Raw genomic sequence first — 24,898 nt, 5'->3', positions numbered from 1 at the left:
ATATATGAAAACTGGTAGGGTGAAAAATGAATCGATCATGGATAGATCAAACCAAACAAACTAAAGAACTTTTTACTAAATATTGGGGTGACCGTAGTTCGAAACAAAAAGGTCTGATCATTGGAACATTCCTTTTCCTTTTTGTTACTTTTTCCACCTTTATTTTTTTTGCATCTCGTACGCAATACGTCCCTTTATACACAGGGCAATTGACCCAACGTGAAATTGGCGATATTAAAGCGGAATTGGACAAACAAGGATTTACTGACTACAAACTTTCTGATAATGGGACGATGATACATGTTCCTCATAAAAAAGCACCAGAATTACTAGTGAGTCTCGCAGCGGAAGGATATCCGAAAGATAATAAGATTAATTTTGATATTTTTAGTCAAAACCTTACTTTTGGTGCTACGGACAGGCAATATGAAATCCTTGAGCGTGAAGCGATGCAAAATCAGCTTTCTGGAGTGTTAGAGACTGTCGATGGAATCAAAAATGCAGAGGTTATTTTAACATTACCGGAAGAGTCTGTTTTTATTAGACAAGATAATGAACAGACAGCTACTGCTTCTGTCATTGTCGATGTAGAGCCAGGTGTACAACTGACTTCACCACAAATTAAAGCTCTATATACCTTAGTTTCACGTAGTGTACCTAAACTTCCCATAGAAAATATTACGATTGTCAATCAATACAGTGAACAATTAGCTCTAGAAGATAGCCAAAGTGGAGATCAATCAGTTGCAGAATATGATGAACAGCGCAAAATTCAACAAAACGTGCAGCGTGATATTCAACAGAGTATTCAAAACTTATTAGGAACCATCCTTGGAACGAATAAAGTGTATGTTCATACTTTTGTAAGGTTGAACTTCGATAAGGTCAAAACCGAAGAAAAGCTTGTTCAGCCAACAGGTGAAAAAAATAATGGTATAGCCGTAAGTTCGGAAAAAATCTCAAAATCATACACAGGTGAAGGGGCTTCAGCTGGAGGTGTTGTAGGGACAGGACCAGATGATGTACCAGGATATGTAGGTGCAAACACAGGTGGAGATAACAATTACGAAGAACTTCAGGATCGAGTGAACTATGAGGTTAACCGAGTTCAGAACGAGATCATTAAAAGCCCATATAAAATTGAGGATATTACGATAAATGTTGGAGTAGAACCACCAAATTCTGATGGAGTAAATTCGTTAGCAACTGAAACGGAAGAAAACATTCGAAATATTGTTGCTAATACGGTGCGAACAGCTCTTGGGCATCCTGAATTAACAGATGAAGATGTTAATCAACGAATAACGATTTTTCCACATACGTTTGCTCAAAACTCACCAAGTGAAACGAAACCAACAAATCAATGGCTATACCTAGGAGGAGCAATAGCAGCAGCAGTGTTAATATTGTTGATTCTAGTAGTATCGTTATTACGTCGTAAAAAATCAAGTAATGTGGAAATTGAGGAATTAACACCATCTTATTTAGAACCGATTGAAGAACCTAATTATTTTGCTGAACAAGATATGGGTATTGAAAGTCAATTGAAAAAGTTACTTGAGCAAAGACCGAAAGATTTTACCAATATGATAAAAACTTGGCTAGATGAAGAGGAGGCATAATACCTCATGGCACATGCAACAAAATTGAACGGACGACAAAAGGCAGCCATTTTGCTTATTTCAATGGGGAAGGAAATGTCCTCAAAAGTATTTAGTCATTTATCAGAGGAAGAGATAGACCAGCTTACCCTTGCAATCGCTAACGTTAGAAAAGTAGACTCCAAGGAAAAAGAGGATGTATTAAAAGAATTTCATGAGATGTGTATTGCACAGGATTATTTGGCTACTGGTGGAATTTCTTATGCTCAAGAAGTACTTGAGTCCGCTATGGGTAAGGATAAGGCAAGACAAATAATCCAACGCTTAACGGCCCAACTTCAAACAAAACCATTTGATTTTGCACGCCGTGTTGATGCTATGCAAATCTATAATTTTCTTCAAAATGAACATCCACAAACCATCGCTCTTGTACTAGCACATTTAGAACCAGAACAGGGATCACAAATCCTTGCATCCCTACCTAGTGAACTTCAATCGGATGTAGCTAGGAGAATTGCATTATTAGAACAAACCTCACCCGAGGTCATTAAAGAAGTAGAAAATATACTTGAACAAAAATTAGCTACCACTATACGTCATGATTATACTGTGGTTGGTGGAATTGACTCGATTGTCAGCATTCTTAATGGAGTTGACCACGGTACTGAGAAAAGTATATTAGAGCAACTTGGCTTAAAGGATAGAGAGCTAGTTGATGAAATTAAAAAGAGAATGTTTATTTTTGAAGATATTATCACTCTCGATCGAAGAGCCATCCAACGTATTATTCAAGAAGTCGATAATCAGGATTTACTTCTTGCATTAAAAGCTTCAAGTCCAGAAGTAAAAAAAATCATTCTAGAAAATATGTCAAAGAGAATGGCGGAGAGCTTCGAGGAAGAAATGCAATTTATGGGACCAGTCCGAGTGAAAGATGTAGAAGAGGCCCAAGGAAGGATTGTCTCTATTATTCGACGACTCGAAGATACCGGGGAAGTTGTCATAACTCGAGGTGGGGCAGATGACATCATACTCTAAAGTATTTAAGGCTTCTCATCTAACAGATAGTAGGGATGTAAAGGTCGTTAAGATTCCAGTTGGAAACAAAAGTAAACAAATAAGTACTTCTGATTCTACAAAACAAGCTGATGATGTAGCTATAGAAACCCAAATGGTCGATAAATTGATTCAAGAAGCCCAATTAAAAGCACAGGAAATCATTCTAAAAGCTAAACAAAAAGTAAATTCAATGATTAATGATGCTGAAGAGAAGATGGGTATGTGGTGGGAAGAGAATGAAAAAAGGCTAGAAATCCTTACGCAAGAAGCGAGAGATAAAGGATTCCAAGAAGGCATGCTAACTGGAAAAAAAGAGGTAGAGGAAAGAGTCTATCAAGAATACAAAGAAAAAATAGGACAAGTACAAGAATTATTAGAAAATGCTTATAAGCAAAAGGAATCCATTATTTTAGAAGCAGAACCTTTTTTACTTGAGTTAAGTAATGCCATTGCCTCTCAAATTATTAAGCAGGAATTAGAATGTTATCCAGATAAATTTTTGGAGTTAATAAAGCAGCATATTCTTCGTTTTAAGGAAAAGGATTTTATTACTATTTGTGTCCATCCGATGGATTTCGATTATATTCAATCACAGCGAGCTCACTTACTTGCAGTTGTGAATGGTGAAACTGAAATTAAAATTGTTCCAGACCACTCTGTCTCAGAAAAAGGTTGCATCATACGCACGGCTTATGGGAGCGTAGATGCACGTATTGATACTCAAATCGAAGAAATAAAAAAGGTCATCCAAGATGCCAGGAGGGTTCCGGAAGGTGAATTTAACAGCTGAACATTATGTTAAACTAATTCGCAATTGTGACCCTGTTCGGGTGAATGGGAAAATCACACAAATCATTGGACTTACGATTGAATCTCAAGGGCCTGATGTTCGAATTGGTGAGCTTTGCTACATTTACCCATCACAATCTAACACCCCCATTCAGGCTGAGGTAGTTGGAATCAAGGAAAACAAAGTATTACTTATGCCATTAGGTGAAGTAAGATCGATTGGACCTGGTTGTGATGTGGTGGCAAGTGGAAAGCCCATTATGGTAAAGGCTGGACAACAATTATTAGGTAGAATCTTAGATGGACTGGGCCAACCTATAGACGGGAAGCCACTGCCATTAGGTTTAGAGGAAGTGCCTACTTATACACAGCCACCTAATCCACTGACCCGGCCTCGGATTCATGCTCCACTTGGAGTAGGGGTTAGGACTATTGATGGTTTGCTCACAATGGGTAAAGGTCAAAGAATGGGGATATTTGCCGGAAGTGGAGTCGGAAAGAGTACACTTCTTGGAATGATCTCAAGAAATACGACAGCAGACGTCAATGTTATAGCCTTAATTGGAGAACGAGGACGCGAGGTGCTCGATTTTATCGAAGAAAATCTTGGAGAAGAAGGACTTAAAAAGTCGGTTGTGATTGTAGCAACTTCCGATCAGCCCGCACTAATTCGCATCAAGGGTGCCCTAACTGCCACATCCATAGCAGAATATTTTCGAAACCAAGGAAAAGATGTGTTACTAGTTATGGATTCAGTGACACGTTTTGCTATGGCTGGGCGTGAGATTGGACTAGCAATAGGAGAACCTCCAACCACCAAAGGGTATACACCATCCGTTTTTGCGATGCTCCCACAATTATTGGAGCGTGCTGGGACGGGCCCAAATGGTTCCATATCAGCGATTTATACAGTCCTTGTGGACGGTGATGATATGAATGAACCTATTGCCGATGCTGTCCGGGGCATATTAGATGGTCATATTGTGTTAAATCGTGGAATAGCTGGTAAAGGAATATTCCCAGCTATCGACGTATTAAACAGCGCTAGTCGGGTTATGACGGAAATTACGACAAATGAACACCAAAGCGGAGCAAAAAACTTTAAAAGATTATTAGCTGCATATAAAGAGGCCGAAGATCTTATTAACATCGGAGCATATAAAAAGGGTTCTAATAGAGAAATAGATTTAGCCATCAGGTTTAAGTCATTAATGGATAACTTTCTACATCAAGGTGTGTTTGAGTCATCTCAATTAGAAGAAGCTGAATCATTCATAATTTCACAATTTGGAGAGATCATACGATGAAATTTCAGTTTTCCTTCCAAAAGGTACTAGATTTTAAAGAAAAAGAAAAAGAAATAGCGGAACAAGAGTATGGAACTATTAAGCTTCAGCAACTAGAGTTAGAAGAGCAGCTTGAAGATTTAGAAACAGAAAAGGATCAGGCTTTTAACCTTTATGATGATGTTCACAAAAAGTCAATCATGGAAATAGTAGTTGCTCAAAATAATATTGAATATGTTAATCGCCAAATCAAACAATTAGAGTCTAAATCTCAGCTGATTCACCAAGAAGCTGAACAAAAATATCAAGTACTCATTGAAAAAACACAAGAATCAAAAATGTGGAATAAGTGGAAAGATAAATCAAAAGAAATATTTCAAAAGGAATTGCTTCAAAAAGAACAGGCTATGCTAGATGAAATGGCTGTTTTACGCTATACACGGAAATAAGGGAGAAAAAAGAAGAATGAAAGAGAAAATAGTGGAGAAATTAGGAAGCATCTTTTATCTATGTTTATTCCCAGTTCTTTTTTTTGCTATTTTGGGTGGCGTTTGTGTCTATTTCTTTAATATACCAGCTAAAAGCTTGGGAAGTCATATGCCATTAGTTGGTAGTATGCTGACAGAATCTAATCAAGCCTCTGCTATTAGTAAGGATAGTAAAGAAGACTGGAAGAAACAGCTTCGCAATGCTGAGCTTGAGTTAACTCAAAAGGATAAACAAATAGATGATTTAAATTCGAAGTTAGCTAACACTCAAAAATCGTTAGAAGTTCTAAAAATGAATCATGAAGAACTTCTAAAACTATTAGAATCCAAGAATAATGAACAGTTCCATCAAAAAATGGATGAAGTAGCAGAATTATACGAAAATATGCTCCCACACAAAGCAGCTGGGATTTTTCAAGAAATGCCTTTAAATGATGCAACTCAAATCATTTTATTTATCGATCAAGATTTACAAAGTTCAATAATTGGAAAAATGAAGGATACGAAAAAAGCAGGCCAAATTACCATGATAATGAAAGAAATTTTAGATTTAGTAGAATACAATGAAATCGAATTAAAAGAAAAAATTAATCAATTAGCTTCCAACGTGATACAGAAATAGATTAATAGGAATTTACTCCAAGGAAGGAGACCATCATGAAAAGTTCTTCACGTATTATTCTCTTAATAATATTCGTATGTTTATTTTCTTTTCAATCCACTATTTATGCTGAAGGCTCTACATCCACTGAAGAGCCGACCGTCTACGATACGCTAAAAAAAGAGGAGGGTAAATCGGTACCTGTTTCCCCGAATACCGTAGAAGGCGCATCTCCTACCATATTTCCCTTATTTATGAAATTTATTCTATCTTTTATTTTAGTGATAGGATTATTGCTATTGTTACTGCGATATTTATCCAAACGTAACGGCTTAATACAATCAAGTGGGCCAGTGCTTCCCTTAGGTGGCCACAATCTCGGAAATAACAAATCTGTACAAGTTATATTAATTGGCCAAACCATTTATGTAGTGGGAGTAGGAGAGAATATTAATCTTATTCGTTCGATCGAAAAAGGCGAAGAATATCAACATTTGCTAGAAAGTTATGAGAATCAATCAGAAGGAATATCTTCTAAATGGTTATCTAGTGATCCAAATAAAGCTTGGATATCTGTTTTGCAAAAACATCTTCAGAAAATGAAGAAAGAGAGTAGAGAGGAGTAAGCGCAATGATTAAAAAACTAGCACTTATCCTACCTTTTCTACTACTAGTCTTTATCCCTAATGTGTATGCAGCTGAAACTTTAGGAACCATATTGCCAGGTATCGATTTAGACACAGGAGATGACCCAGGGGCAGTCTCTAATACATTAAGAATAATTATCTTAATTACGTTACTATCGGTTGCTCCATCTTTTCTTATATTAATGACTAGCTTTACAAGAATTGTCATTGTTTTAGGGTTTGTGCGTACGGCTTTAGGTACCCAACAAATGCCCCCTAATCAAGTGCTAATTGGCTTAGCCTTATTTATGACCTTCTTTGTTATGGGTCCAACCTTCTCAGAAATTAATAAAGAGGCCCTTCAGCCGTTTCTAGATGGGAAACTATCACAAGAGGAAGCCTATGAAGCTGCTAGTACCCCATTAAAAGAGTTTATGACAAAACAAACAAGAGAAAAGGACTTGGCACTCTTTTTGGATTATACAAAACAAGAAAGACCAGAGCGGCTGGAGGATATCCCGTTAAATGCCTTAGTTCCTGCCTTCGCTATTAGTGAATTAAAAACGGCATTTCAAATGGGGTTTATGATATTTATTCCCTTTTTAGTCATCGATATGATTGTTTCGAGTGTTTTGATGTCAATGGGGATGATGATGCTACCTCCTGTGATGATATCACTCCCATTTAAAATTTTATTATTTATTTTAGTTGATGGATGGTATTTAATTACAAAATCCATATTATTGAGTTTTTAGGAAGGGGGGATCTGTATGACTACTGAAATGATTATACGTATTGCACAAGAGTCAGTATATACTATCCTCATTGTCATTGCCCCAGTTTGCGGTGTGGCGCTGTTAGTTGGGTTATCAGTAAGCATCTTTCAAGCAACAACACAAATACAAGACCAAACGCTTGCCTTTGTCCCAAAAATTGTTGCTGTTTTTCTAACTATTCTTTTCTTTGGAGCATGGATGCTAAAGCTGGTAGTAGAATTTACAGAAAACCTATTAGGTAGCCTTTCTAATTATGTGGGGTGAGAGCCATGGAGGATTTCTCCTGGTGGAGTTTTTTACTTATATTCGTAAGGATTACTTCCTTTATGGTCATAGTACCATTATTTTCAGGGCAACAAGTTCCGAATACTTATAAAATTGGAATCAGTTTTATATTAACGGCATTATGTTATGGTGTCATCAATGATCCTATCGAAAATCCATCAATGGGAATTTTAACATCGTTAATTATTAAAGAGTTTTTGATTGGGATTTTTTTAGGGTTCATTCCGAAAATCCTATTATATGCGGTTCAAATTGCGGGTTCTATGCTCGATATACCCATTGGGTTTTCAATGGCTACTCTATTTGATCCGAGCTCAGGAATAAACGTTCAGCTTTCAGGACATTTTAAAAATATTTTGGCTATGTTGTTATTACTTGCAACAGACGGACATCATTTGCTCATGCAAGGAATTTTAATCAGTTTTGACTGGGTAAGCATAGGCACGTTCGTTCCTTCCTTTGCCGATGGAAGCTTGTCTACATTATTGATTGAGAATGTGAAACAAATGTTTATCATCGGCTTTATGATGGCAGCACCTATCGTTGGAATTATGTTTCTCATGGATATTGCATTAGGGATCATGGCAAAAACCGTTCCACAAATGAATATCTTTGCCGTTTTTCCACCAATTAAATTACTATTGCACTTTGCTGTTTATATAATCATTTTACCAAGTTTCTTTTACTTGTTAAAAGTTCTCTTCGAAACAATGTTTGAATCCATGCATGCCATATTAAAGATACTGGGGGGATAACCATGCTTCGTCTTGATTTGCAGTTTTTCTCTGGAGAAAAAACAGAAAAAGCAACGACACAAAAACGACAAGATGCCAGAAAAAAAGGACAAATCGCTAAAAGTATGGAAGTTTCTCCAGCCTTCACCTTACTTTTTTGCTTCTCGTATTTACTCATTGGAGGGAAAGGTATGATGGAAGGGATGTTAAACATCTTTCGCCATTCATTCCAAGAATATATACTCTGGGACGTTTCAGTAGCTAGCACACAACTACTATTTAGCCAATTGCTCTTTCAATCTGTTAAACTTGTTGCTCCTATTTTTGCGGTTGTTGTTTTGACTAGTTTAGTAGCTAACTATATGCAGGTTGGTTTTATGTTAAACGCAGATCTAGTGAAAGTGAAGTTTGAGAAACTAAATCCTATACAAGGAGCCAAACAGATCTTTTCTCTTCGATCCATCGTAGAGTTATTGAAGGCATTAATGAAAATTATCATCATCGGATTTATAGCGTATAAGATAATGATGAGTAAATTGCCTGATTTAATCAAGATAAGTGAAAAAGGTATTTGGGATGCTACGAGATTAATAGGAACGGTTACTATTCAACTTGGCATTACGATATCGGCTTGTTTAGTTGCTATTTCAGCAATTGATTATATGTATAAAAAATATGAGCATGAAAAACAAATTCGAATGTCTAAACAAGATATTAAGGATGAACATAAAAAAATGGAAGGTGACCCGCACGTTAAAGGTCAGAGAAAGGCGATTCAGCGTCAAATGGCTCAAAATCGAATGATGCAGGATATACCTAAGGCGGATGTGGTCATAACGAACCCTACCCATTTTGCTGTGGCAATTCGTTACGAAATGAAAGAAATGGCTGCACCTCAAGTCATTGCCAAAGGTCAAGATCACCTGGCATTAAAAATTAGAGAAATTGCAAAAGAAAATAAAATTATGATTGTTGAAAATAAACCACTAGCAAGAGCTTTATTTGCTTCAGTAGAAGTCGGCGAAACCGTACCGGAAGAACTATTTAATGCGGTAGGAGAGATACTTGCTTATGTTTACTATCAAGAGGGTAGGTATAAGGGGATGATGGCATGAAAATAAAAGACGTATCCGTATTGATTGTTGTCATTATGATTGTTGTCATGATGATTGTACCTTTACCAACATTATTATTAGATTTTTTATTGATTTTTAACATTTGTATTTCTTTATTAATCTTATTGGTAGCAATGAGTACAAAAGAACCGTTGGAATTTTCAATTTTCCCAACAGCGATTTTAATAACCACACTCTTCCGACTGGCTCTTAACGTATCTACCACACGTTCCATCCTTTCACACGCAGATGGTGGAGCTGTGATTGAGACGTTCGGATCATTTGTTATCGGTGGAAATGCGGTTATCGGTTTTGTTGTTTTCTTAATATTAGTAGTCATTCAGTTTTTAGTCATCACCAAAGGATCAGAACGTGTGGCAGAAGTAGCAGCACGTTTTACATTAGATGCAATGCCAGGTAAACAAATGAGTATTGATGCGGATATGAACGCTGGATTAATCAGTGAACAGGACGCTAGATTACGTCGTAGAAAAATTGAACAAGAAGCTGACTTCTATGGATCAATGGACGGGGCAAGTAAATTTGTTAAGGGGGATGCCATAGCTGGTATCATCATTTTAATAATCAATGTCATCGGTGGATTTATCATCGGGATGACTATACACGGAATGGATTTTGCCGAAGCAGCAAGCACATTTACCCTTTTATCAGTAGGGGACGGTCTAGTCTCGCAGGTACCAGCTTTACTAATTTCTACTGCTACAGGGATCACGGTAACTCGTGCCGCTTCAGATGGAAATTTAGGTACGGATATTATTCAGCAAATATTTAATTATCCTAAATTACTATTTATTGTTGCGGGAATGATGTTCTTATTAGGTTTATTCACTCCGATTGGTCTATTTTTAACACTTCCAGTTGCTGGAATACTTGCTTTTAGCGCCTATTCGATCCAAAGAACGGTTAGAAAGGATGAAATGGCAGCAACCTTAGAGACAGTTGATAATGATGAAGAAGATATTAGAAGTCCAGAAAAGGTTATTGGTCTTTTACAATTGGACAAGCTTGAGCTTGAAATTGGATATGGACTAATTCCTTTGGCAGATCAAAAACAAGGTGGAGATATTCTTGACCGGATTGTCATGATTAGACGTCAATTCGCGATTGAACTAGGTCTCGTTATCCCGACTATTCGAATTCGCGATAATCTACAATTGCCACCAAATCAATATGTATTAAAGTTTCGTGGAAGTAAAATAGCCCAGGGAGAAATTTATTTGGATCATTTCCTTGCCATGAGTCAAGATTCTTCTGAGCAAGAATTAGAAGGAATCCAAGTAATTGAACCTGCATTTGGTTTACCAGCTACTTGGGTTAACTTGGAATCCAAGCAAAAAGCGGAGTTATTAGGGTATATGCTTGTTGATCCACCGTCCGTCATAGCGACGCACTTAACCGAAGTGTTAAAACGATATGCATTTGAGTTATTAGGAAGAGAAGAAACGAAGGAGTTAGTTGATAATCTTAAGGAAACCCATCCTAACCTTGTTGATGAACTTGTTCCGAATTTAATGGGCATCGGTGAAATCCAGAAGGTATTAAGAAATCTTCTCCGTGAGCAAATCTCAATTAGAGATTTACCAACGATCTTTGAAACGTTGGCAGATTACGCCCTATATACGAAGGAACCTAAAGTATTAACTGAGTACATCAGGCAATCCTTAACTAGACAAATCACTGAACAATTTGCAGAGAATGGAACTATTCATGTACTAACTGCAGGTTCGACGTTAGAGAAAGGAATATCAGATTCGATACAGCAGACTGAATCCGGTACCTATTATTTATCGATGGACCCACAATTGGTAAGAAAAATTACTGAAGAATTACAAGAGCAAATTAGTCGAGTAGTAAGAGCTGGAGGACAGCCCATTTTTCTTACTTCGCCTTCAATACGAATGTATTTAAAACAATTGGTGGATAAAATTATGCCGACTGTACCGGTCCTTGCTTACACAGAGCTTGAGCCAGAAATCGAAATTCAGAGTATAGGTGTGGTGAACATATGAAAACGAAAAAAATCATAGCTGATTCGATGCCGCTTGCCTTAAGGATGGTTCGTCAGCAATTAGGTGATAACGCAATTATTGTTAATACACGATCTATTAAGACGGGTGGTGTACTTGGTTTATTTCGTAAATTAAAGTATGAAGTAACAGCATACTCGATAGAAACAGAAAGTGTTTTACCTGAGCGCTCCTTCATGATTGAACCAAAAAAGGGGATAGAACTTACTACAACTACTGATGTAAAACAACAGGAAACAATGAATAAGGATATTGAAAATAATATATCTAGCTATAGTCAAAATCCTCAAAAACTTTATAATTTTTACGCTCAGTCTGCAAAAGTGGAGGAAGTATCTCCTTCGAAAATAGCAGAACCTGTTGAAAATCCTGCTAAAGTAACTGCGCCGAAAGTAGATGAGACAAACACTAGTAAGTCAATAGAACAAAACGAACAAAGTGAACCATTGCTGGATGAACTGAAGCATATGCGAAAAATGATGATGAATTTTATGCTGAACAATCAGGATTCCAAGACTTTGCCTTCAGGATTAGTGAAGTGGATTAATCGTTTGAAGGCACAAGGTGTAACGGAAGAAGTGTCTGAATACATTATCAGTTGCCTAATGAAAAAATATGAGACGATCACCGGGATATCTGATGAGGAAATCAAACAAGAAATCGAACAAATCATTCAAGAGATTTTTCAAAAGCGGATTCCAGAATCCAATGTAATAAGTGAAAATACACGTATCATAAATGTCGTTGGCCCGACAGGTGTTGGGAAAACAACATCCATTGCCAAATTAGCAACAGAGCAAATCTTAAAACAAAAGAGAAGAGTTGCAATGATTACAACGGATGTTTATAGAATAGGTGCAGTTGAACAACTTAAAACATATGCAGGTATCTTAAATGTTCCTATTGAAGTTGTCCGTTCAGCAGAAGATCTAGAACAAGCATTAATCAACCTGAAAAATTTCGATTTAATTTATATGGATACAACAGGACGTAATTACAAGGAAATTAAATATCTTGAATCTGTAAATGAATTTTTAAAACAGCCAATCGAAAGTGAAAATTATTTGGCTTTAAGTCTAACGACAAAATATGAAGATATACAAATTTTATTAGAACGATTCCTAGACAGCCCAGTGAAGAAGATTATTTTAACAAAATTTGATGAAACTAGTAGCTATGGTACCATTCTCAATATTGCCTTTCATTTTCCTTATCAAATAGCCTATATAACAAATGGGCAAAGTGTACCGGAAGATATTACCGCTACTGATCCAACCTTGCTAACAAGTTACTTATTAGGAGAGGTTAAATAAGATGGATCAAGCACATAGTTTACGAGAATTTATGAATCAGCATAATACGCAACAGCAGAAAAACCATTGGGCACGAATTGTGACGATCACAAGTGGTAAAGGGGGAGTGGGAAAATCAAATTTCACTGTTAACTTTGCCTTAGCACTACAGGAAGCAGGGAAAAAGGTTATTATATTAGACCTGGATTTATCAACTGCCAATATTAATATTCTAATGGGAACGACTCCGAAATATAGTCTAGTGGATGTTTTATATCAACAGAAATCAATTTGGGAGGTAATGGAAAAAGGGACTCAAGGGATTGAATATATTTCAAGCGGATTTCAACTGCAACATCTTATGACCTTAGATGAAGCAACCCTTGCTACTTTTTGGGGCCAGATAGAGGTATTACAAACACATGCAGATTTTATCTTGCTAGATACTGGTGCAGGTATTTCCAAAGAACTTGTTGATTTCATATTAGCTTCAGACGAAACGATTATTGTTTCAACACCTGAACCAACATCCATTGCCGATTCTTATTCGGTACTAAAGAATGTTGTGCGTTACTCTAATAAAGTAACCAAATTTCACTTAGTTGTAAATCGTGCCCAAACCTACAGTGAAGCAGTAGAAACGTCAAGGGCTTTAAAAAAGGCTTGTAAGAATTTTCTTCATATAGACCTTCCTACGTTAGGTTTTTTAATGGAGGATGTACAGGTCAGAGAAGCTGTTAAATCTCAAATACCTTTTTATGTTTCTTATCCAAATTGTTCGGCATCCAAAAATATTAAAGAAATTGTTCATTCTTATTTGCCGGATTATCATCAGAATTCTACAGTTCAAACGACTGGTCTTAGAGGATTTTTTGAAAAAATATTATTTTTCAATAAATCAAGATAATGGGAGGGCGTATGGTAGGAAATTGGAAATTTAATGTCTTCTTTGGTTTAGTTGCGCTAGTATTTACCTTGTTGTTTTCATTACCAAATAATACGTGGCAAACTACTATTTTTAGAGGGTCAATTGGTTTTTTTATTTTCTATATTTTAGCTTACTTAGTAAGAACAATATTTTTTCTAATAATCTCAAGGAAAACTAAACAAGTAATCGCTAGTGAGATTGAACATGAAAATGAAGCAGCTGATCCTTTAAGAGAAGACGAAGAGAGCAATGATTTTACATTTGAGAATCAGTTTGAATCGATTCCCTTGCACGCTTTGCATAAAGAGGAAAAGACAAATAATTTATAGCAAAAAACAGTTAGATAGATGAGATAATTGGGGGGATAAATGTTGAGACCGGCTATCCAAGAATCTATCCCACATATTTTACTTTGGAGAAAATATCGGGAAGGTAATGACTTTACCTCGCAAGAAAGTCTTGCCAAGCAATATATGCATCTAGTGGAGCAAATGGCCAATCGTTTATGCCAACATATCCCACAACGAGTTGTTCCAAAGGAAGATTTAATGGGTTTTGGCTATATCGGCTTACTTGAAGCCATTAAAAAATTCGATTATAAAAAGGGTTTTCAATTCGAAACATACGGACTGTGGCGAATCAAGGGTGCCATGCTTGATGGACTTCGACAGATGGACTGGGTAACACGTGGAAATAGAGAGAAAGCCAAAAAAATAAATCATGCTCATCGCTTTTTAGAGCAACAATTAATGAGAGAGCCTACTGAAGAGGAATTAAGCGAATATTTAAGTATGCCTCTTGAGGAAGTGAAGCAAGGCATGGCAACCTTAACCCTCTCAACTCTTCTTTCACTAGACGAACCCGTTTATTCAAATGAAGAGGAAGGAAAGAACCAAAGTAGATTAGATCAAATAACAGATCCTAAAATCAAATCGAATGATACTCGATTATTAATGGATGAATTCCGGAATACAGTAGCAAATTGTATTGATGCAATGCCTGAAAAAGAAAGACTAGTTATCTCTCTCTTTTATTATGAGGGTCTAGCACAAGTGGAGATTGCAGAAATCTTAAATTTAACTAAAGGTAGGATTTCTCAAATTCATTCTCGAGCCATTCTCCGTTTACGGCAAGGCTTAGAAGCAAAAGGATTTCACTTTGACTCCTTTTACTAACTCTGTGCCAGGAAAATGTTAAAAGAAGGTACGAGAGAGTACCTTCTTTTTCTATAAACTTATTTTCATTTCATCCGATAATGAGAACTAAGAATAGTTATTTTAGACTAATAAAATTCATAAATAGAGTATAAAAGCTAACTATTAGAATCGAAGGTTTTCAGGGGGATGTTGATGCAAGATATTGGTTTAGATAAACTAAGTCAAATTATTTATGAATATTGTGGATTAAGATACTTTGATAGACTGTCAATATTAAAAGGGAAAACATTTAAGAGACTTGAAGAGCTTGGAATATCATACTTAGAGTATTGTGCATATGTAAAAAAAAATGTAAGTGAAATGGATATATTGGTGGAATTATTAACCATAAATGAAACCTATTTCTACCGTGAGGAAAATCAATTAGTTGAATGTTGTTCCATTCTCTTACCTCAATTGAGGGAAAGGCTGAAGGATCGGCCGATTCGAATTTGGAGTGCCGCATGTTCGACTGGTGAGGAGCCTTATACAATTGGAATGTTGATAAAGGAAACAGGTTTATTTAGCAATGGTCAAGTAGAAATTATTGCAACAGATATAAATAAAAAGGTTCTCCAAAAGGCTCAAAAAGGCTGGTATCATCGAAGTTCCTTTGCTTTTAGAAGAATCCCTGAAAACCTAATGGAGAAATATTTTTCAATAGAAGAGGGAGGCTATCAAATAAAGGATTCCATTCGTAGTATGGTACAATTCCGACATTTAAATCTAATCAACGAAGAAAAAGTTGGTCAATTTGGTTTTGTAGATATCATATTTTGCCGCAATGTCCTCATTTATTTTGATCAGGAGACAACTAAGCGTGTGATTCGTCACTTACATCATAATTTATCCAATGGTGGTTATCTGTTTTTAGGCCATGCTGAATCGATTACAGAGATGGGATTAGGATTTAAAAAAGTTGACTCAGATAAGACCTTTTATTATCGAAAGGAACTTGATTAGTATGAAACAATATGGAGTTTTAGTGGTAGACGACTCTGCATTCATGAGAAGATCTATTAGTCTGCTACTTGAAAATGATCCTCAATTTTTCATAGTTGGTATTGCTAGAAATGGTGAAGATGCTGTCGAAAAGGTACAACGGCTTCAACCTGATTTAGTTACGATGGACGTAGAAATGCCAAAAATGAATGGACTCCAAGCATTGGAACAAATAATGAAAACATCACCTGTACCAGTAGTAATGTTGAGTTCACATACTGCAGAGGGTGCAGCCGAAACCATACAGGCGTTAGAACTTGGGGCAGTAGACTTCTTTTTAAAAGAAAGTCTAATTAGAGATAGAGATAATCAAGAAATCACTCAAGACTTTTATTACCGTCTTAAAAGCGTAGCTGAAGCAAAGGTTCAAGTAAAGCCTCAAGTCGGTAATTCTAAAAGCAAGGAAAAGAAAAAAATTAAATCTAGCCATACTGAACTTATTTTTATTGGCTGTTCCACTGGCGGACCTTCAGCCTTACAATCGATTCTACCTCGATTTCCAAAGGGTTTTCCTATCCCAATCGTAGTGGCTCAACATATGCCTCCTGGGTTTACCAAAACATTGGCTGATAGATTCAATACTTTGTGCCAATTACAGGTGAAGGAAATTCAAAATGGAGAATGCTTACTCCCAGGAACTATTTATATTGCTCCATCAGGATTTCAAACAAAGTTTGAAAAGAAGGCTGGAGAAATTACTTTCCAAGTTATCGAACAAACGGAAGAAAAGGTTTTATATAAACCATGTATTGATGTAAGCTTAAAGTCAGCCGCACCTTTATTCAAGGACCGGTTATTATCAGTCATTTTAACAGGTATGGGTTCTGATGGAATGCAGGGCTGTGAAATAGTAAAAAAAAATAACGGATATGTTTTTGTTGAGGCAGAGGAATCTTGTGTAGTATATGGAATGCCTAGAGCGGTGAAGAATGCAGGACATGCCGATGGGCAATATCCATTATCACAAATGTACCAAGAAATTCTATCATTTTTAAAATAATAATGAACGAATTAATAAAGATATAAAGTAGGTGGATGTATGGATAAAGGTAAAATGAAGATGGACATTGAAGGAAATGAAAAGAAGCGCCCTGGATTTTTGTCAAAATTAATTCTCATATGGGTACTTCCCATTCTCTACTCAATAGGTCTAGGAATGACTATTTTACATTTTGCAGGAGTATCCATTTCCACTCAAATGAAATGGTTAGACAAACATATAGAACAAGTAGTTAAACAACAAGAAAAATCAAAAATAGATGTCGCATCAAATGAAAAAGAATCTTCTGATGATCAATTAAATGAAAAAAACAAGGACGAACAAATTAAAAGTAAGCCTAGTCAACCTGTTCCAAAGGAAGATACAAACCAATCTTTGAATGAGGAGAATCCCGATATAATAGAAGATACAAATTCTGTAATCGAGACTTTTATGGATTTGGACGCAAGGGAATCAGCTAAACTAATTATGAACATGAGTGAAGCGGATGCTTTAATGGTTTTAAGGGAACTAAGTGCTGATGTTAGAAGCTCTATCATTTCTGAAATGCCTGAGGATGCTGGTGCGCGCTTTACGATCGCATTAGTAAATGGAACAGATATTGAAACAACTACAAGATCAACTTCACAAATTTACAAATATATGAAGGCAGATCAAATCGCTACGATTCTAATGGGTATTAAGAACCAGGAAGAGATTCTAAGACAAATTAGAAACTTAGATCCACAGAAAGCTTCAGAAGTTATCTCCAAACTTGAGCCAGAAATAGCTGGGTGGATTATGACTAGAATGAACTAAACCTTTACGTACTGAAGCTGCAAATCGTAGCTTTTTCTTTTTGGTTAAATAAATAAACTGTATATTTGAAAAAGCATATATCCACAAATCACTCCAAAAATAGTGAGTAATAGAAAAATATAAATACGAGTAAACCAAATGGAGGTATCAATTGGTCTTTTATTATTGTGAAAAATTTGGTCATTCCTGTTCCATTGATGCGTAGTTTGTGATTCGTCTAAAAAGATAAAGTTTGACTGGCGCTCGTCCCCCCAGCGATTATCCCTAATATTCAATAAACCGATGTTACTAGGTAGATGATTAATAGATGGCGGGCGTAATAAAAAATAGCGAACCATACTGATTACAACCAATGCAAATACAAGGCATACACAAATACCAATAAATAGAATCATGAAAATTCCTCCAAACATTACGATTCAATAGATTTTACATAAAATGAGGGTACTTTATAGTATATTTCCAAATCTGCTAACTTATACCCATGAACAGATTTTTTTGTCTAAAAAGGTTGAAACCCCTAGAGAATTCATTTTCTTTAGTTTTTCGATTCTATCAAAATAATAAAAGTCTGTTTGATTGATAATCAAAAAAATCATGACGAAAGCTAGAATATAAGTTATAATATAGTGAATTAGAGATAAGTAATTCCAATTGAAAGGAGCTAATTTATTTGGAAATTACTCCATTCCATGTCAAACAAGTAAATCAAACACAACAACAAAATGAAGAAAAAAATAAATTGGCTTCTTCAGTGTCAGGTAATGCCTTTGGTCACCTTTTTACTACATACCTTTCTATGGGTCCTAATGCAGAGTTAGGAACTTTGAGTAAACAGAATGCAGCAAGTATAGAGCTCAAAGTCGAAGAACAGAGTGGGCCAGTGACAAAGATTCCTTTACCTACCGATTTGATCCAAACAGTAGAGCCAAATTCTCCTAATCTAGAGGAGGAACAAGGCTTTTTAGTGGATGAAGAGAATCAAACAGGTTTAGTGTTTTGGAATCTAGTACCCAATCAATTGGTCAATCAAAATTCCACATCTAATGTGGATGGTTCAAACACTGCTAGTGAAAAAATAAATCTAGTAAGTCAGGAAGAAACAAATTCACTAGATGTGAAAATGGCAAAAGTAGACCTCCAGGATGAATCCATGCAGTTTGGTGAGGGATTTACAACAAAGTTATATTCTAATCAAGCCTTTGTGCGAAATTCATCTCAGCCACTAACGAATCATTCAAGTGATAATCTTACACAACTAGTGATTCAATCCGAAAATGAGAAAGTATTTGTACAACCAACAATAACTGATTCGATTTCAAAACTAAATTCAGCGTCACCTGAAATTCAAATGGGTGTGCTTCAAACCCATATGTACCAAAAATTAGACACGAACTTTTTACGTCAACAGGTAAATGAGATACATTCTAATCAAACTGTCAATCAAAACCTTATTGAAATTAGCCAAGAAAATATGCAACCAGAGGATTCAAAGCAATCGATTCAAGAGTCTACTACTCTTACACGTAAGGATTTCCCGTTATTTGAAAATGTTGTTGTAAATAAGACACAGACAGATAATCCAATTGAACATATTCAGAATATTAGCTATACAACAATGTCAAGGGCCTTGAATCCAAAAGATATATCCAATGATTCTCGTAAAAATGAAATTCCTGTAGAGGAAAATAAGAAGTTGTTATTAGATAAGAGTCAGATAATTGGACATCAACCTCTTCCTATACAGGTAAATAGTAGTTCGAAAATGTCCAACATGCAGTCGATTCCACCAAGTATTCACATAAATGATTTTGTACCTGAACTTCAAAAGTGGATGTCAAACATCAAAATCATCAATGAACATCCAGGTGCAACCGAAGCAAAAGTTTCATTGTTTCCTAAGAATTTAGGGCATATGGAAATCAAAATTATGACAGTAGAGGGCCAATTATCTGCTGAGATTATGACAGATACTTTATTGGCGAAAGAAATTCTAGAAGGTCAACTGCCACAGTTAAAACAATCATTACAGCAAAGTGGCCTTGTTGTTCAAAAAATAGAAATCTTTCAGCAACAAATCAATCAATTTGAAGATCTTAATACAGGCAATCTAACTTTCTCTCATAGTGGAACAAACTCTTCAAATGAGCAAAGGTCTAATAATTCAAAACAGGCTAGTTCTAACAAAGGAAAAGAAATAGAATTAACGGAATTAGGGGATGAAATCCCTTCAGCATATGGTATTAACCGGAGGAATTCTATTTCAAATATAGACTTCACCGCCTAGAAAGAGAGGAAATATTAATGAGTAGCTGGGTAGATATTGCCACTGTTTCGAAAAAAAATTCAATTTATAATATGCAATCATTTGAAGAAAAAAGTAAATTGGGTAAAGACGATTTCCTCCGGATTCTTACGACTCAGCTTGCCAATCAAGATCCTTCAAGTCCGCTGCAGGATAAAGACTTTATTGCACAAATGGCAACATTTAGCTCTTTAGAACAATTAACCAATTTAAACTCATCCTTTTCGAAGTTTACTAGTTTACAAATGGGTCAGCATTCCTCAGTAATTGGTAAAGAGATTAGCTGGGTTACTAGCCAGTCAATGAAGATGAGTGGAGTTGTAAAAGGCATATCCATTCATAATGGCTCTTACTTCTATAATGTAGGAAATGAAAAAATTCCCGTTGAAGTTGTAAATGAAATAAAGGATGTTAGCGAAAAAACTGAAATTTTATAAAAATGGCTATTTAAACTATGTTGCATTTGACGCTAACATAACGCAGTTTTTAAAGATAATTTGGCCAAATATAAAATATGAAAAATATAAGGAGGAACTTACTATGATAAAGTCACTATATTCTGGAGTTTCGGGTATGAAAGGATTTCAAACGAAATTAGATGTCATTGGTAATAATATTGCAAATGTTAATACGGTAGGATTTAAGAAAGAACGAGTGGTCTTTCAAGATATTTTAAGTGTAACTCTTAATGGCGCAGCTGCTCCTAATGGTAATAAAGGTGGAATAAATCCAATGCAGGTAGGTCTTGGTTCAAAAATAGCTTCTATTGATACTATACATACACCAGGAAGCCCAATGACTACGAATGTTGGTACAGATTTGGCTATTGATGGCGATGCTTTTTTTGTAGTCAATGGGAATAGTGGAGAGAGTTATCTTACGAAAGCGGGTAACTTTACACTGGATGCTAATGGCAATCTAGTCACTGCTAATGGATTATTTGTTACTGGGGTAGTAGAAACTGCAACTACACCAAGTACAGTCAAAGATGTAAAAATACAAATTACTGCGGATCAAGTAAACCTGGGCAGTAACAATACACCAAAAAAGTTTACTTCTTATTCTATTGATTCCAATGGTTACATTAACGTTGTTCGTGAGGATGATAGAAGCGGTAGATTAGCAATGGATTCAACTGGTAAGTACTACATGAATGAGTCTCTAACAGCTAATCAACATGAAAACATCTCTCTAGCTACAATGGTGGTTCCTAATCCTGCAGGGTTAGCAAAGGTAGGAAGTACCTTATTTGTAGAAACAATGAATTCAGGAATTGCTAATAACAGTCGTATTGAAGATAATGCTGGCGGCCAAATAAATGCTGGCTTTTTGGAAATGTCTAATGTTGATTTAACGGAAGAATTTACTGAAATGATTATTGCTCAAAGAGGTTTCCAAGCAAACTCTAGAACAATCACTACGTCGGATTCTATTTTAGAAGAAATCGTAAATCTAAAGAGATAAATATAATTCTGTAGGATGACATATCTCTTGATAGAAAAATAGGAGTCTATTATGCGTGCCAAACTAAAACCAATTATTTTGATTATTGTTGCTGCTATCCTTTTATTAGGAGGAGTTTGGTTTTTCTTACACAAATCAACAATCGAAGAAAAAACAAAAGAGTTGTCTGCTGATGAGATTATCGCAATGAGTGTAAAAACGGAGAATATAACTACGAACTTAAGTTCAGGTGGATATGTCCAGCTCAGTTTTCAACTTCAAACAGATTCTGAAAAAGCCAAGAGGGAATTAGAAAAACGTGATTTTCAAGTAAAAAACGTTATTCTAAAGATTTTCTCCTCGTTAACGGAGGATGCAATAAATTCCCCTGAAGAAACAGTTCAATTTGAAGAGCAAATTAAAAATGAAATGAATAAATTGATGCAAAGCGGTCATATAGTCAAAGTTTATACGACGAATAAAATGATTCAGTAACTCAAGGAAGAGTTAGGAGGATTCCATTTGGCTGATGTATTATCGCAACAAGAAATTGATGCTCTCTTATCGGCCTTAAATAGTGGCGAAATTCAAGCATCTGATATTGCTGATAGTAAAGATAAAGTAAAAGTTTATGATTTTAGACGTGCTATGCGTTATTCAAAGGAACAATTGCGCAGCATAACTAGGATACATGAGAATTTTACACGATTACTAATATCTCATCTATCTACTCAACTTCGACAATTTGTACAAATTGAAGTAGATCTTGTTGACCAAGTAACCTACCATGAATTTGTTGCCTCTATTCCTTCTCGGACGATTATCAATGTATTTGATGTTAGTCCGATGGACGGGAGAATGGCCATGGAAATTAACCCCCAAGTGGCATACGCCATGGTTGACCGCCTACTAGGTGGTCAGGGAGACGCATTAAACCGTAATGGATCTTTAACGGAAATTGAAACAGTTCTTATAAAGAAGATTTTCTCTCGAGCTTTTGATATGTATCCAGATGCTTGGGAAAATATCGAGGAAATCGTGGCAAAATGGGAAGGTATTGAATCGAATCCTCAGTTTCTTCAAATTGCTTCTCCAAATGATACCGTAATAATCATTGTCCTAAAGACAACAATTGGGGAAACAACTGGTCGGATGACTTTATGCCTTCCACATTTAACACTCGAGCCTTTGTTACCGAAATTATCTACACAACAGTGGCTATATTCTATGGCAAAGTCAGATGCTCCTCAACAGGAAAAACTTAAACAAAATTTAGATTCTGTCGACGTTAATGTTATTGCTGAACTAGGAAAAGCGACCTTATCCGTATCTGATTTATTAAATCTTCAAATTGGAGATGTAATCGGAATGGAAATGGGTAAGCTTCAAGTGAAAGTCGGTCATTTGCCTAAGTACTTAGGAAATCCCGGACTTTCAAAAGGGCGTTATGCAGTTCAAATCGACCAAGTCATTCACCTAGAAGGAGATGATCTATAAGATGAGTCAGGGGTCACTTTCACAAGAAGAAATTAACGCTCTGTTTAATCAACAAGCAACTAAACAGGAATTATTAGTTGATGATTTTCTGAGTGATATAGAGCAAGATGTGTTAGGTGAAATCGGAAATATCTCTTTAGGAAGCTCGACGACAGCACTTTCTACTTTACTGAATCAGCGAGTAGAAATAACCACTCCAACCATGTCCATTGTCGAACGAGATCGAATGGAAGAAATGGTTCAGGAGAAAATGGTAGCTGTACATGTTGATTACACCGAAGGAATTCGTGGTAAAAACTTGTTAATGATTAAAGAGAATGATGCCAAAATTATCGCCAATTTAATGATGGGTGGAACTGGAACGGATATAGAGCATGATTTTACAGAACTTCACATAAGTGCAGTTCAAGAGGCCATGAATCAGATGATGGGTTCTGCTGCGACGTCTATGTCACAGCTGATAAAACAAAAAGTAGACATCTCACCACCTGCGATTGATTTACTTGATTTTCCTCCTCATAAATTGAATCATCTGGTTGATTCGATTATTGTTAAAGTATGTTTTCAATTAAAAGTAGGAAGCTTAATTGATTCAAATATGATTCAGTTTATTCCACTTTCCTTTGCAAAGGAAATGATTCATTTAATACTAACGCCAGCTATGGAAGAAGTGGCTGCTCCTGTAGTAAAACAGGATCCAATTCATACAATGCAGGCAGCACCAACGCCTATACCGGCCCATATTGAGGTTGAAAGACCGATTCCACAGCCTCAGCAAGAGAGCCCGAAAATAGAGCATGCGAATGTACAACGAGTAGAATTTTCTAGTTTTTCGGAAGCCCGTACAACAAGTGCAGGAGTTGGGAATCTCGATTTATTATATGATATTCCACTAGAAATCACTGTGGAATTGGGGCGTACTAAACTCCCAATCCGTAAAATTCTTGAATTAGGACCAGGAGCAGTAATTCAACTTGATAAGTTGGCTGGAGAGCCAGTTGATATTTTAGCTAATCAAAAGCTGATCGCTAAAGGGGAAGTAGTTGTAATTGAGGAGAACTTTGGAGTCCGCATTACAGATATTATTAATCCTGTTGATCGCTTAACCAAAATGACAACTTTATCATAAGTAGATGAGAGAATAAAAGAATACGAGTGGGGGATAAAAGATATGGCAAGAGTTTTAATCGTCGATGATGCTGCATTTATGCGTATGATGTTAAAAGATATTTTAACAAAAAATGGTTTAGAGGTTGCAGGTGAAGCTGTAAATGGAAATGATGCTTTTGAAAAATACAAGGAGCTACAACCTGATGTCGTAACAATGGACATCACTATGCCAGAAAAAGACGGTATTACGGCAGTTAAGGAAATTCGCGCTGTTTACCCTCAAGCTAAAATCATTATGTGTTCTGCAATGGGGCAACAACCAATGGTACTGGATGCGATTCAAGCTGGTGCAAAGGACTTTGTTGTTAAACCTTTCCAGGCAGATCGTGTAATGGAATCAATCACGAAGGTGTTAGGACTTTAGTATTTCTTTGTAGTATGCTACATACAGCTTAGAAGCTATTGAGGGGGTATACCTTTTGACTAATCTAGGGAATTGCGTTAGATGTGGGAAACTATTCCTTAAGATAAGGGATATTTGTCAGGATTGTTATCAAAAACAAGAAGATAATTTTGTATTAGTAAATGATTATTTAAGAAATCATAAAAATGGTACAATTCAAGAGGTTAGTGAAGAGACGGGAGTTTCGATTGCCCAAATACGTCAATTCATTCTAGCTAAACGAATTCAGGTTAATTATTTTCCTAATCTTACTTATCCGTGTGATACTTGTGGAAGCCAGATAAAGGAAGGTAAGAATTGCCAATCATGCATGGTGACTATTAATGAGCTTTCTAAACAAGTGGAGAAAAGTCTTGTAAAAGAAGAAAAAACTACTTCACATGCATATAAAACACGAATGTAAAAAAACCTTCATATGAAGGTTTCAGACTGTAGACAAATTCGAAAAAAATCGGA

The 24,898-nt window shown here is 36.0% G+C and carries 28 protein-coding genes; 27 read left to right on the top strand and 1 reads right to left on the bottom strand.

The annotated features are described in order from the left end of the window. The first annotated feature begins 26 nt into the window (after positions 1–26). The 19 genes from fliF to LRP83_RS17515 all read left to right on the top strand — a co-directional run bounded on the left by fliF (position 27) and on the right by LRP83_RS17515 (position 17,624). A complete protein-coding gene (fliF, locus tag LRP83_RS17605; protein WP_230498013.1) occupies positions 27–1,622 on the top strand; it encodes a flagellar basal-body MS-ring/collar protein FliF in 1,596 nt (531 codons plus the stop codon). A 6-nt stretch (positions 1,623–1,628) separates the two neighbouring features. Further along, positions 1,629–2,639: a flagellar motor switch protein FliG gene (gene fliG, locus LRP83_RS17600; protein ID WP_230498012.1), complete on the top strand. Its 1,011-nt coding sequence runs from the start codon at positions 1,629–1,631 to the stop codon at positions 2,637–2,639. After that, positions 2,623–3,450 carry a FliH/SctL family protein gene (locus tag LRP83_RS17595; protein WP_230498011.1) on the top strand — a complete coding sequence of 276 codons (828 nt, stop codon included), beginning with the start codon at positions 2,623–2,625 and terminating at the stop codon, positions 3,448–3,450. The genes fliG and LRP83_RS17595 overlap by 17 nt, the downstream gene beginning before the upstream one ends. Beyond that, positions 3,434–4,756: a flagellar protein export ATPase FliI gene (fliI, locus tag LRP83_RS17590; RefSeq protein ID WP_230498010.1), complete on the top strand. Its 1,323-nt coding sequence runs from the start codon at positions 3,434–3,436 to the stop codon at positions 4,754–4,756. The genes LRP83_RS17595 and fliI overlap by 17 nt, the downstream gene beginning before the upstream one ends. Further along, complete coding sequence (fliJ, locus tag LRP83_RS17585; RefSeq protein WP_230498009.1) at positions 4,753–5,184, top strand: flagellar export protein FliJ; 432 nt, start codon at positions 4,753–4,755, stop codon at positions 5,182–5,184. Before fliI ends, fliJ begins: the two co-directional genes overlap by 4 nt. Positions 5,185–5,200: 16 nt before the next feature. Beyond that, a complete protein-coding gene (locus LRP83_RS17580; RefSeq protein ID WP_230498008.1) occupies positions 5,201–5,845 on the top strand; it encodes a MotE family protein in 645 nt (214 codons plus the stop codon). Positions 5,846–5,880: 35 nt separating this feature from the next. Continuing rightward, complete coding sequence (locus tag LRP83_RS17575) at positions 5,881–6,450, top strand: flagellar biosynthetic protein FliO (RefSeq protein ID WP_230498007.1); 570 nt, start codon at positions 5,881–5,883, stop codon at positions 6,448–6,450. 5 nt (positions 6,451–6,455) lie between these two features. Continuing rightward, complete coding sequence (gene fliP / locus LRP83_RS17570; protein ID WP_230498006.1) at positions 6,456–7,205, top strand: flagellar type III secretion system pore protein FliP; 750 nt, start codon at positions 6,456–6,458, stop codon at positions 7,203–7,205. A gap of 15 nt (positions 7,206–7,220) precedes the next feature. Then, positions 7,221–7,490, top strand: a complete 270-nt coding sequence (gene fliQ, locus LRP83_RS17565; RefSeq protein WP_230498005.1) for a flagellar biosynthesis protein FliQ — start codon at positions 7,221–7,223, stop codon at positions 7,488–7,490. Between the two features lie 5 nt (positions 7,491–7,495). Next, positions 7,496–8,266 (top strand): flagellar biosynthetic protein FliR, encoded by a 771-nt coding sequence (gene fliR, locus LRP83_RS17560; RefSeq protein ID WP_290369577.1) that lies wholly within the window; start codon positions 7,496–7,498, stop codon positions 8,264–8,266. A gap of 2 nt (positions 8,267–8,268) precedes the next feature. Continuing rightward, a complete protein-coding gene (flhB, locus tag LRP83_RS17555; protein ID WP_230498003.1) occupies positions 8,269–9,360 on the top strand; it encodes a flagellar biosynthesis protein FlhB in 1,092 nt (363 codons plus the stop codon). Beyond that, positions 9,357–11,390 (top strand): flagellar biosynthesis protein FlhA, encoded by a 2,034-nt coding sequence (gene flhA, locus LRP83_RS17550; RefSeq protein ID WP_230498002.1) that lies wholly within the window; start codon positions 9,357–9,359, stop codon positions 11,388–11,390. The genes flhB and flhA overlap by 4 nt, the downstream gene beginning before the upstream one ends. Beyond that, positions 11,387–12,721: a flagellar biosynthesis GTPase FlhF gene (flhF, locus tag LRP83_RS17545; protein ID WP_230498001.1), complete on the top strand. Its 1,335-nt coding sequence runs from the start codon at positions 11,387–11,389 to the stop codon at positions 12,719–12,721. The genes flhA and flhF overlap by 4 nt, the downstream gene beginning before the upstream one ends. Before the next feature lies 1 nt (position 12,722). Then, the gene (locus tag LRP83_RS17540; RefSeq protein WP_230498000.1) at positions 12,723–13,607 is read left to right on the top strand and encodes a MinD/ParA family protein; all 885 of its coding nucleotides are present in this window, start codon (positions 12,723–12,725) and stop codon (positions 13,605–13,607) included. Between the two features lie 11 nt (positions 13,608–13,618). Continuing rightward, complete coding sequence (locus tag LRP83_RS17535; protein WP_230497999.1) at positions 13,619–13,957, top strand: hypothetical protein; 339 nt, start codon at positions 13,619–13,621, stop codon at positions 13,955–13,957. Positions 13,958–13,996: 39 nt separating this feature from the next. Beyond that, complete coding sequence (locus tag LRP83_RS17530; protein WP_230497998.1) at positions 13,997–14,803, top strand: sigma-70 family RNA polymerase sigma factor; 807 nt, start codon at positions 13,997–13,999, stop codon at positions 14,801–14,803. Between the two features lie 174 nt (positions 14,804–14,977). Then, entirely contained in the window at positions 14,978–15,787 is an 810-nt protein-coding gene (locus tag LRP83_RS17525) for a CheR family methyltransferase (RefSeq protein WP_230497997.1), read from the top strand. A 1-nt stretch (position 15,788) separates the two neighbouring features. Continuing rightward, positions 15,789–16,826, top strand: a complete 1,038-nt coding sequence (locus LRP83_RS17520; protein WP_230497996.1) for a protein-glutamate methylesterase/protein-glutamine glutaminase — start codon at positions 15,789–15,791, stop codon at positions 16,824–16,826. Positions 16,827–16,865: 39 nt separating this feature from the next. Continuing rightward, a complete protein-coding gene (locus LRP83_RS17515; RefSeq protein WP_230497995.1) occupies positions 16,866–17,624 on the top strand; it encodes a magnesium transporter in 759 nt (252 codons plus the stop codon). Positions 17,625–17,668: 44 nt separating this feature from the next. Here the strand turns inward: LRP83_RS17515 and LRP83_RS17510 are convergent, their stop codons facing one another. Continuing rightward, complete coding sequence (locus tag LRP83_RS17510; protein ID WP_230497994.1) at positions 17,669–18,019, bottom strand: hypothetical protein; 351 nt, start codon at positions 18,017–18,019, stop codon at positions 17,669–17,671. Positions 18,020–18,297: 278 nt separating this feature from the next. On the opposite strand from LRP83_RS17510, the gene LRP83_RS17505 reads away from it, so the two are divergent. The 8 genes from LRP83_RS17505 (at position 18,298) to LRP83_RS17470 (ending at position 24,845) form a co-directional block, all read left to right on the top strand. Then, positions 18,298–19,911 (top strand): flagellar hook-length control protein FliK, encoded by a 1,614-nt coding sequence (locus LRP83_RS17505; RefSeq protein WP_230497993.1) that lies wholly within the window; start codon positions 18,298–18,300, stop codon positions 19,909–19,911. Between the two features lie 17 nt (positions 19,912–19,928). Next, on the top strand, positions 19,929–20,366 hold the full coding sequence (gene flgD, locus LRP83_RS17500) for a flagellar hook assembly protein FlgD (RefSeq protein WP_230497992.1): 438 nt from the start codon (positions 19,929–19,931) through the stop codon (positions 20,364–20,366). Between the two features lie 103 nt (positions 20,367–20,469). Beyond that, the gene (locus tag LRP83_RS17495; RefSeq protein ID WP_230497991.1) at positions 20,470–21,393 is read left to right on the top strand and encodes a flagellar hook-basal body complex protein; all 924 of its coding nucleotides are present in this window, start codon (positions 20,470–20,472) and stop codon (positions 21,391–21,393) included. Positions 21,394–21,444: 51 nt separating this feature from the next. Further along, positions 21,445–21,867, top strand: a complete 423-nt coding sequence (locus LRP83_RS17490) for a flagellar basal body-associated FliL family protein (protein WP_230497990.1) — start codon at positions 21,445–21,447, stop codon at positions 21,865–21,867. A gap of 27 nt (positions 21,868–21,894) precedes the next feature. Continuing rightward, a complete protein-coding gene (fliM, locus tag LRP83_RS17485; RefSeq protein ID WP_230497989.1) occupies positions 21,895–22,869 on the top strand; it encodes a flagellar motor switch protein FliM in 975 nt (324 codons plus the stop codon). Position 22,870: 1 nt separating this feature from the next. Then, entirely contained in the window at positions 22,871–23,998 is a 1,128-nt protein-coding gene (fliY, locus tag LRP83_RS17480) for a flagellar motor switch phosphatase FliY (protein WP_230497988.1), read from the top strand. Between the two features lie 42 nt (positions 23,999–24,040). Continuing rightward, positions 24,041–24,403, top strand: a complete 363-nt coding sequence (locus LRP83_RS17475) for a response regulator (RefSeq protein WP_230497987.1) — start codon at positions 24,041–24,043, stop codon at positions 24,401–24,403. Positions 24,404–24,458: 55 nt separating this feature from the next. Next, complete coding sequence (locus LRP83_RS17470; RefSeq protein ID WP_230497986.1) at positions 24,459–24,845, top strand: TIGR03826 family flagellar region protein; 387 nt, start codon at positions 24,459–24,461, stop codon at positions 24,843–24,845. The last annotated feature ends 53 nt before the right edge of the window (positions 24,846–24,898 follow it).

This window comes from Pseudoneobacillus rhizosphaerae (assembly GCF_917563885.1).
GTDB lineage: Bacteria > Bacillota > Bacilli > Bacillales > Cytobacillaceae > Pseudoneobacillus > Pseudoneobacillus rhizosphaerae.
Note: the sequence above shows the minus strand (reverse complement) of the source record. Positions and strands in the feature narration are given on the sequence as shown.

Bases quoted from the DNA above. Each gene is read 5' to 3' on its own strand.
- fliF (WP_230498013.1), top strand. From the start codon at position 27: ATGAATCGATCATGGATAGATCAAACCAAACAAACTAAAGAACTTTTT.
- fliG (WP_230498012.1), top strand. From the start codon at position 1,629: ATGGCACATGCAACAAAATTGAACGGACGACAAAAGGCAGCCATTTTG.
- LRP83_RS17595 (WP_230498011.1), top strand. From the start codon at position 2,623: ATGACATCATACTCTAAAGTATTTAAGGCTTCTCATCTAACAGATAGT.
- fliJ (WP_230498009.1), top strand. From the start codon at position 4,753: ATGAAATTTCAGTTTTCCTTCCAAAAGGTACTAGATTTTAAAGAAAAA.
- LRP83_RS17580 (WP_230498008.1), top strand. From the start codon at position 5,201: ATGAAAGAGAAAATAGTGGAGAAATTAGGAAGCATCTTTTATCTATGT.
- LRP83_RS17575 (WP_230498007.1), top strand. From the start codon at position 5,881: ATGAAAAGTTCTTCACGTATTATTCTCTTAATAATATTCGTATGTTTA.
- fliP (WP_230498006.1), top strand. From the start codon at position 6,456: ATGATTAAAAAACTAGCACTTATCCTACCTTTTCTACTACTAGTCTTT.
- fliQ (WP_230498005.1), top strand. From the start codon at position 7,221: ATGACTACTGAAATGATTATACGTATTGCACAAGAGTCAGTATATACT.
- fliR (WP_290369577.1), top strand. From the start codon at position 7,496: ATGGAGGATTTCTCCTGGTGGAGTTTTTTACTTATATTCGTAAGGATT.
- flhB (WP_230498003.1), top strand. From the start codon at position 8,269: ATGCTTCGTCTTGATTTGCAGTTTTTCTCTGGAGAAAAAACAGAAAAA.
- flhA (WP_230498002.1), top strand. From the start codon at position 9,357: ATGAAAATAAAAGACGTATCCGTATTGATTGTTGTCATTATGATTGTT.
- flhF (WP_230498001.1), top strand. From the start codon at position 11,387: ATGAAAACGAAAAAAATCATAGCTGATTCGATGCCGCTTGCCTTAAGG.
- LRP83_RS17540 (WP_230498000.1), top strand. From the start codon at position 12,723: ATGGATCAAGCACATAGTTTACGAGAATTTATGAATCAGCATAATACG.
- LRP83_RS17535 (WP_230497999.1), top strand. From the start codon at position 13,619: ATGGTAGGAAATTGGAAATTTAATGTCTTCTTTGGTTTAGTTGCGCTA.
- LRP83_RS17530 (WP_230497998.1), top strand. From the start codon at position 13,997: ATGTTGAGACCGGCTATCCAAGAATCTATCCCACATATTTTACTTTGG.
- LRP83_RS17525 (WP_230497997.1), top strand. From the start codon at position 14,978: ATGCAAGATATTGGTTTAGATAAACTAAGTCAAATTATTTATGAATAT.
- LRP83_RS17520 (WP_230497996.1), top strand. From the start codon at position 15,789: ATGAAACAATATGGAGTTTTAGTGGTAGACGACTCTGCATTCATGAGA.
- LRP83_RS17515 (WP_230497995.1), top strand. From the start codon at position 16,866: ATGGATAAAGGTAAAATGAAGATGGACATTGAAGGAAATGAAAAGAAG.
- LRP83_RS17510 (WP_230497994.1), bottom strand. From the start codon at position 18,019: ATGATTCTATTTATTGGTATTTGTGTATGCCTTGTATTTGCATTGGTT.
- flgD (WP_230497992.1), top strand. From the start codon at position 19,929: ATGAGTAGCTGGGTAGATATTGCCACTGTTTCGAAAAAAAATTCAATT.
- LRP83_RS17495 (WP_230497991.1), top strand. From the start codon at position 20,470: ATGATAAAGTCACTATATTCTGGAGTTTCGGGTATGAAAGGATTTCAA.
- LRP83_RS17490 (WP_230497990.1), top strand. From the start codon at position 21,445: ATGCGTGCCAAACTAAAACCAATTATTTTGATTATTGTTGCTGCTATC.
- fliY (WP_230497988.1), top strand. From the start codon at position 22,871: ATGAGTCAGGGGTCACTTTCACAAGAAGAAATTAACGCTCTGTTTAAT.
- LRP83_RS17475 (WP_230497987.1), top strand. From the start codon at position 24,041: ATGGCAAGAGTTTTAATCGTCGATGATGCTGCATTTATGCGTATGATG.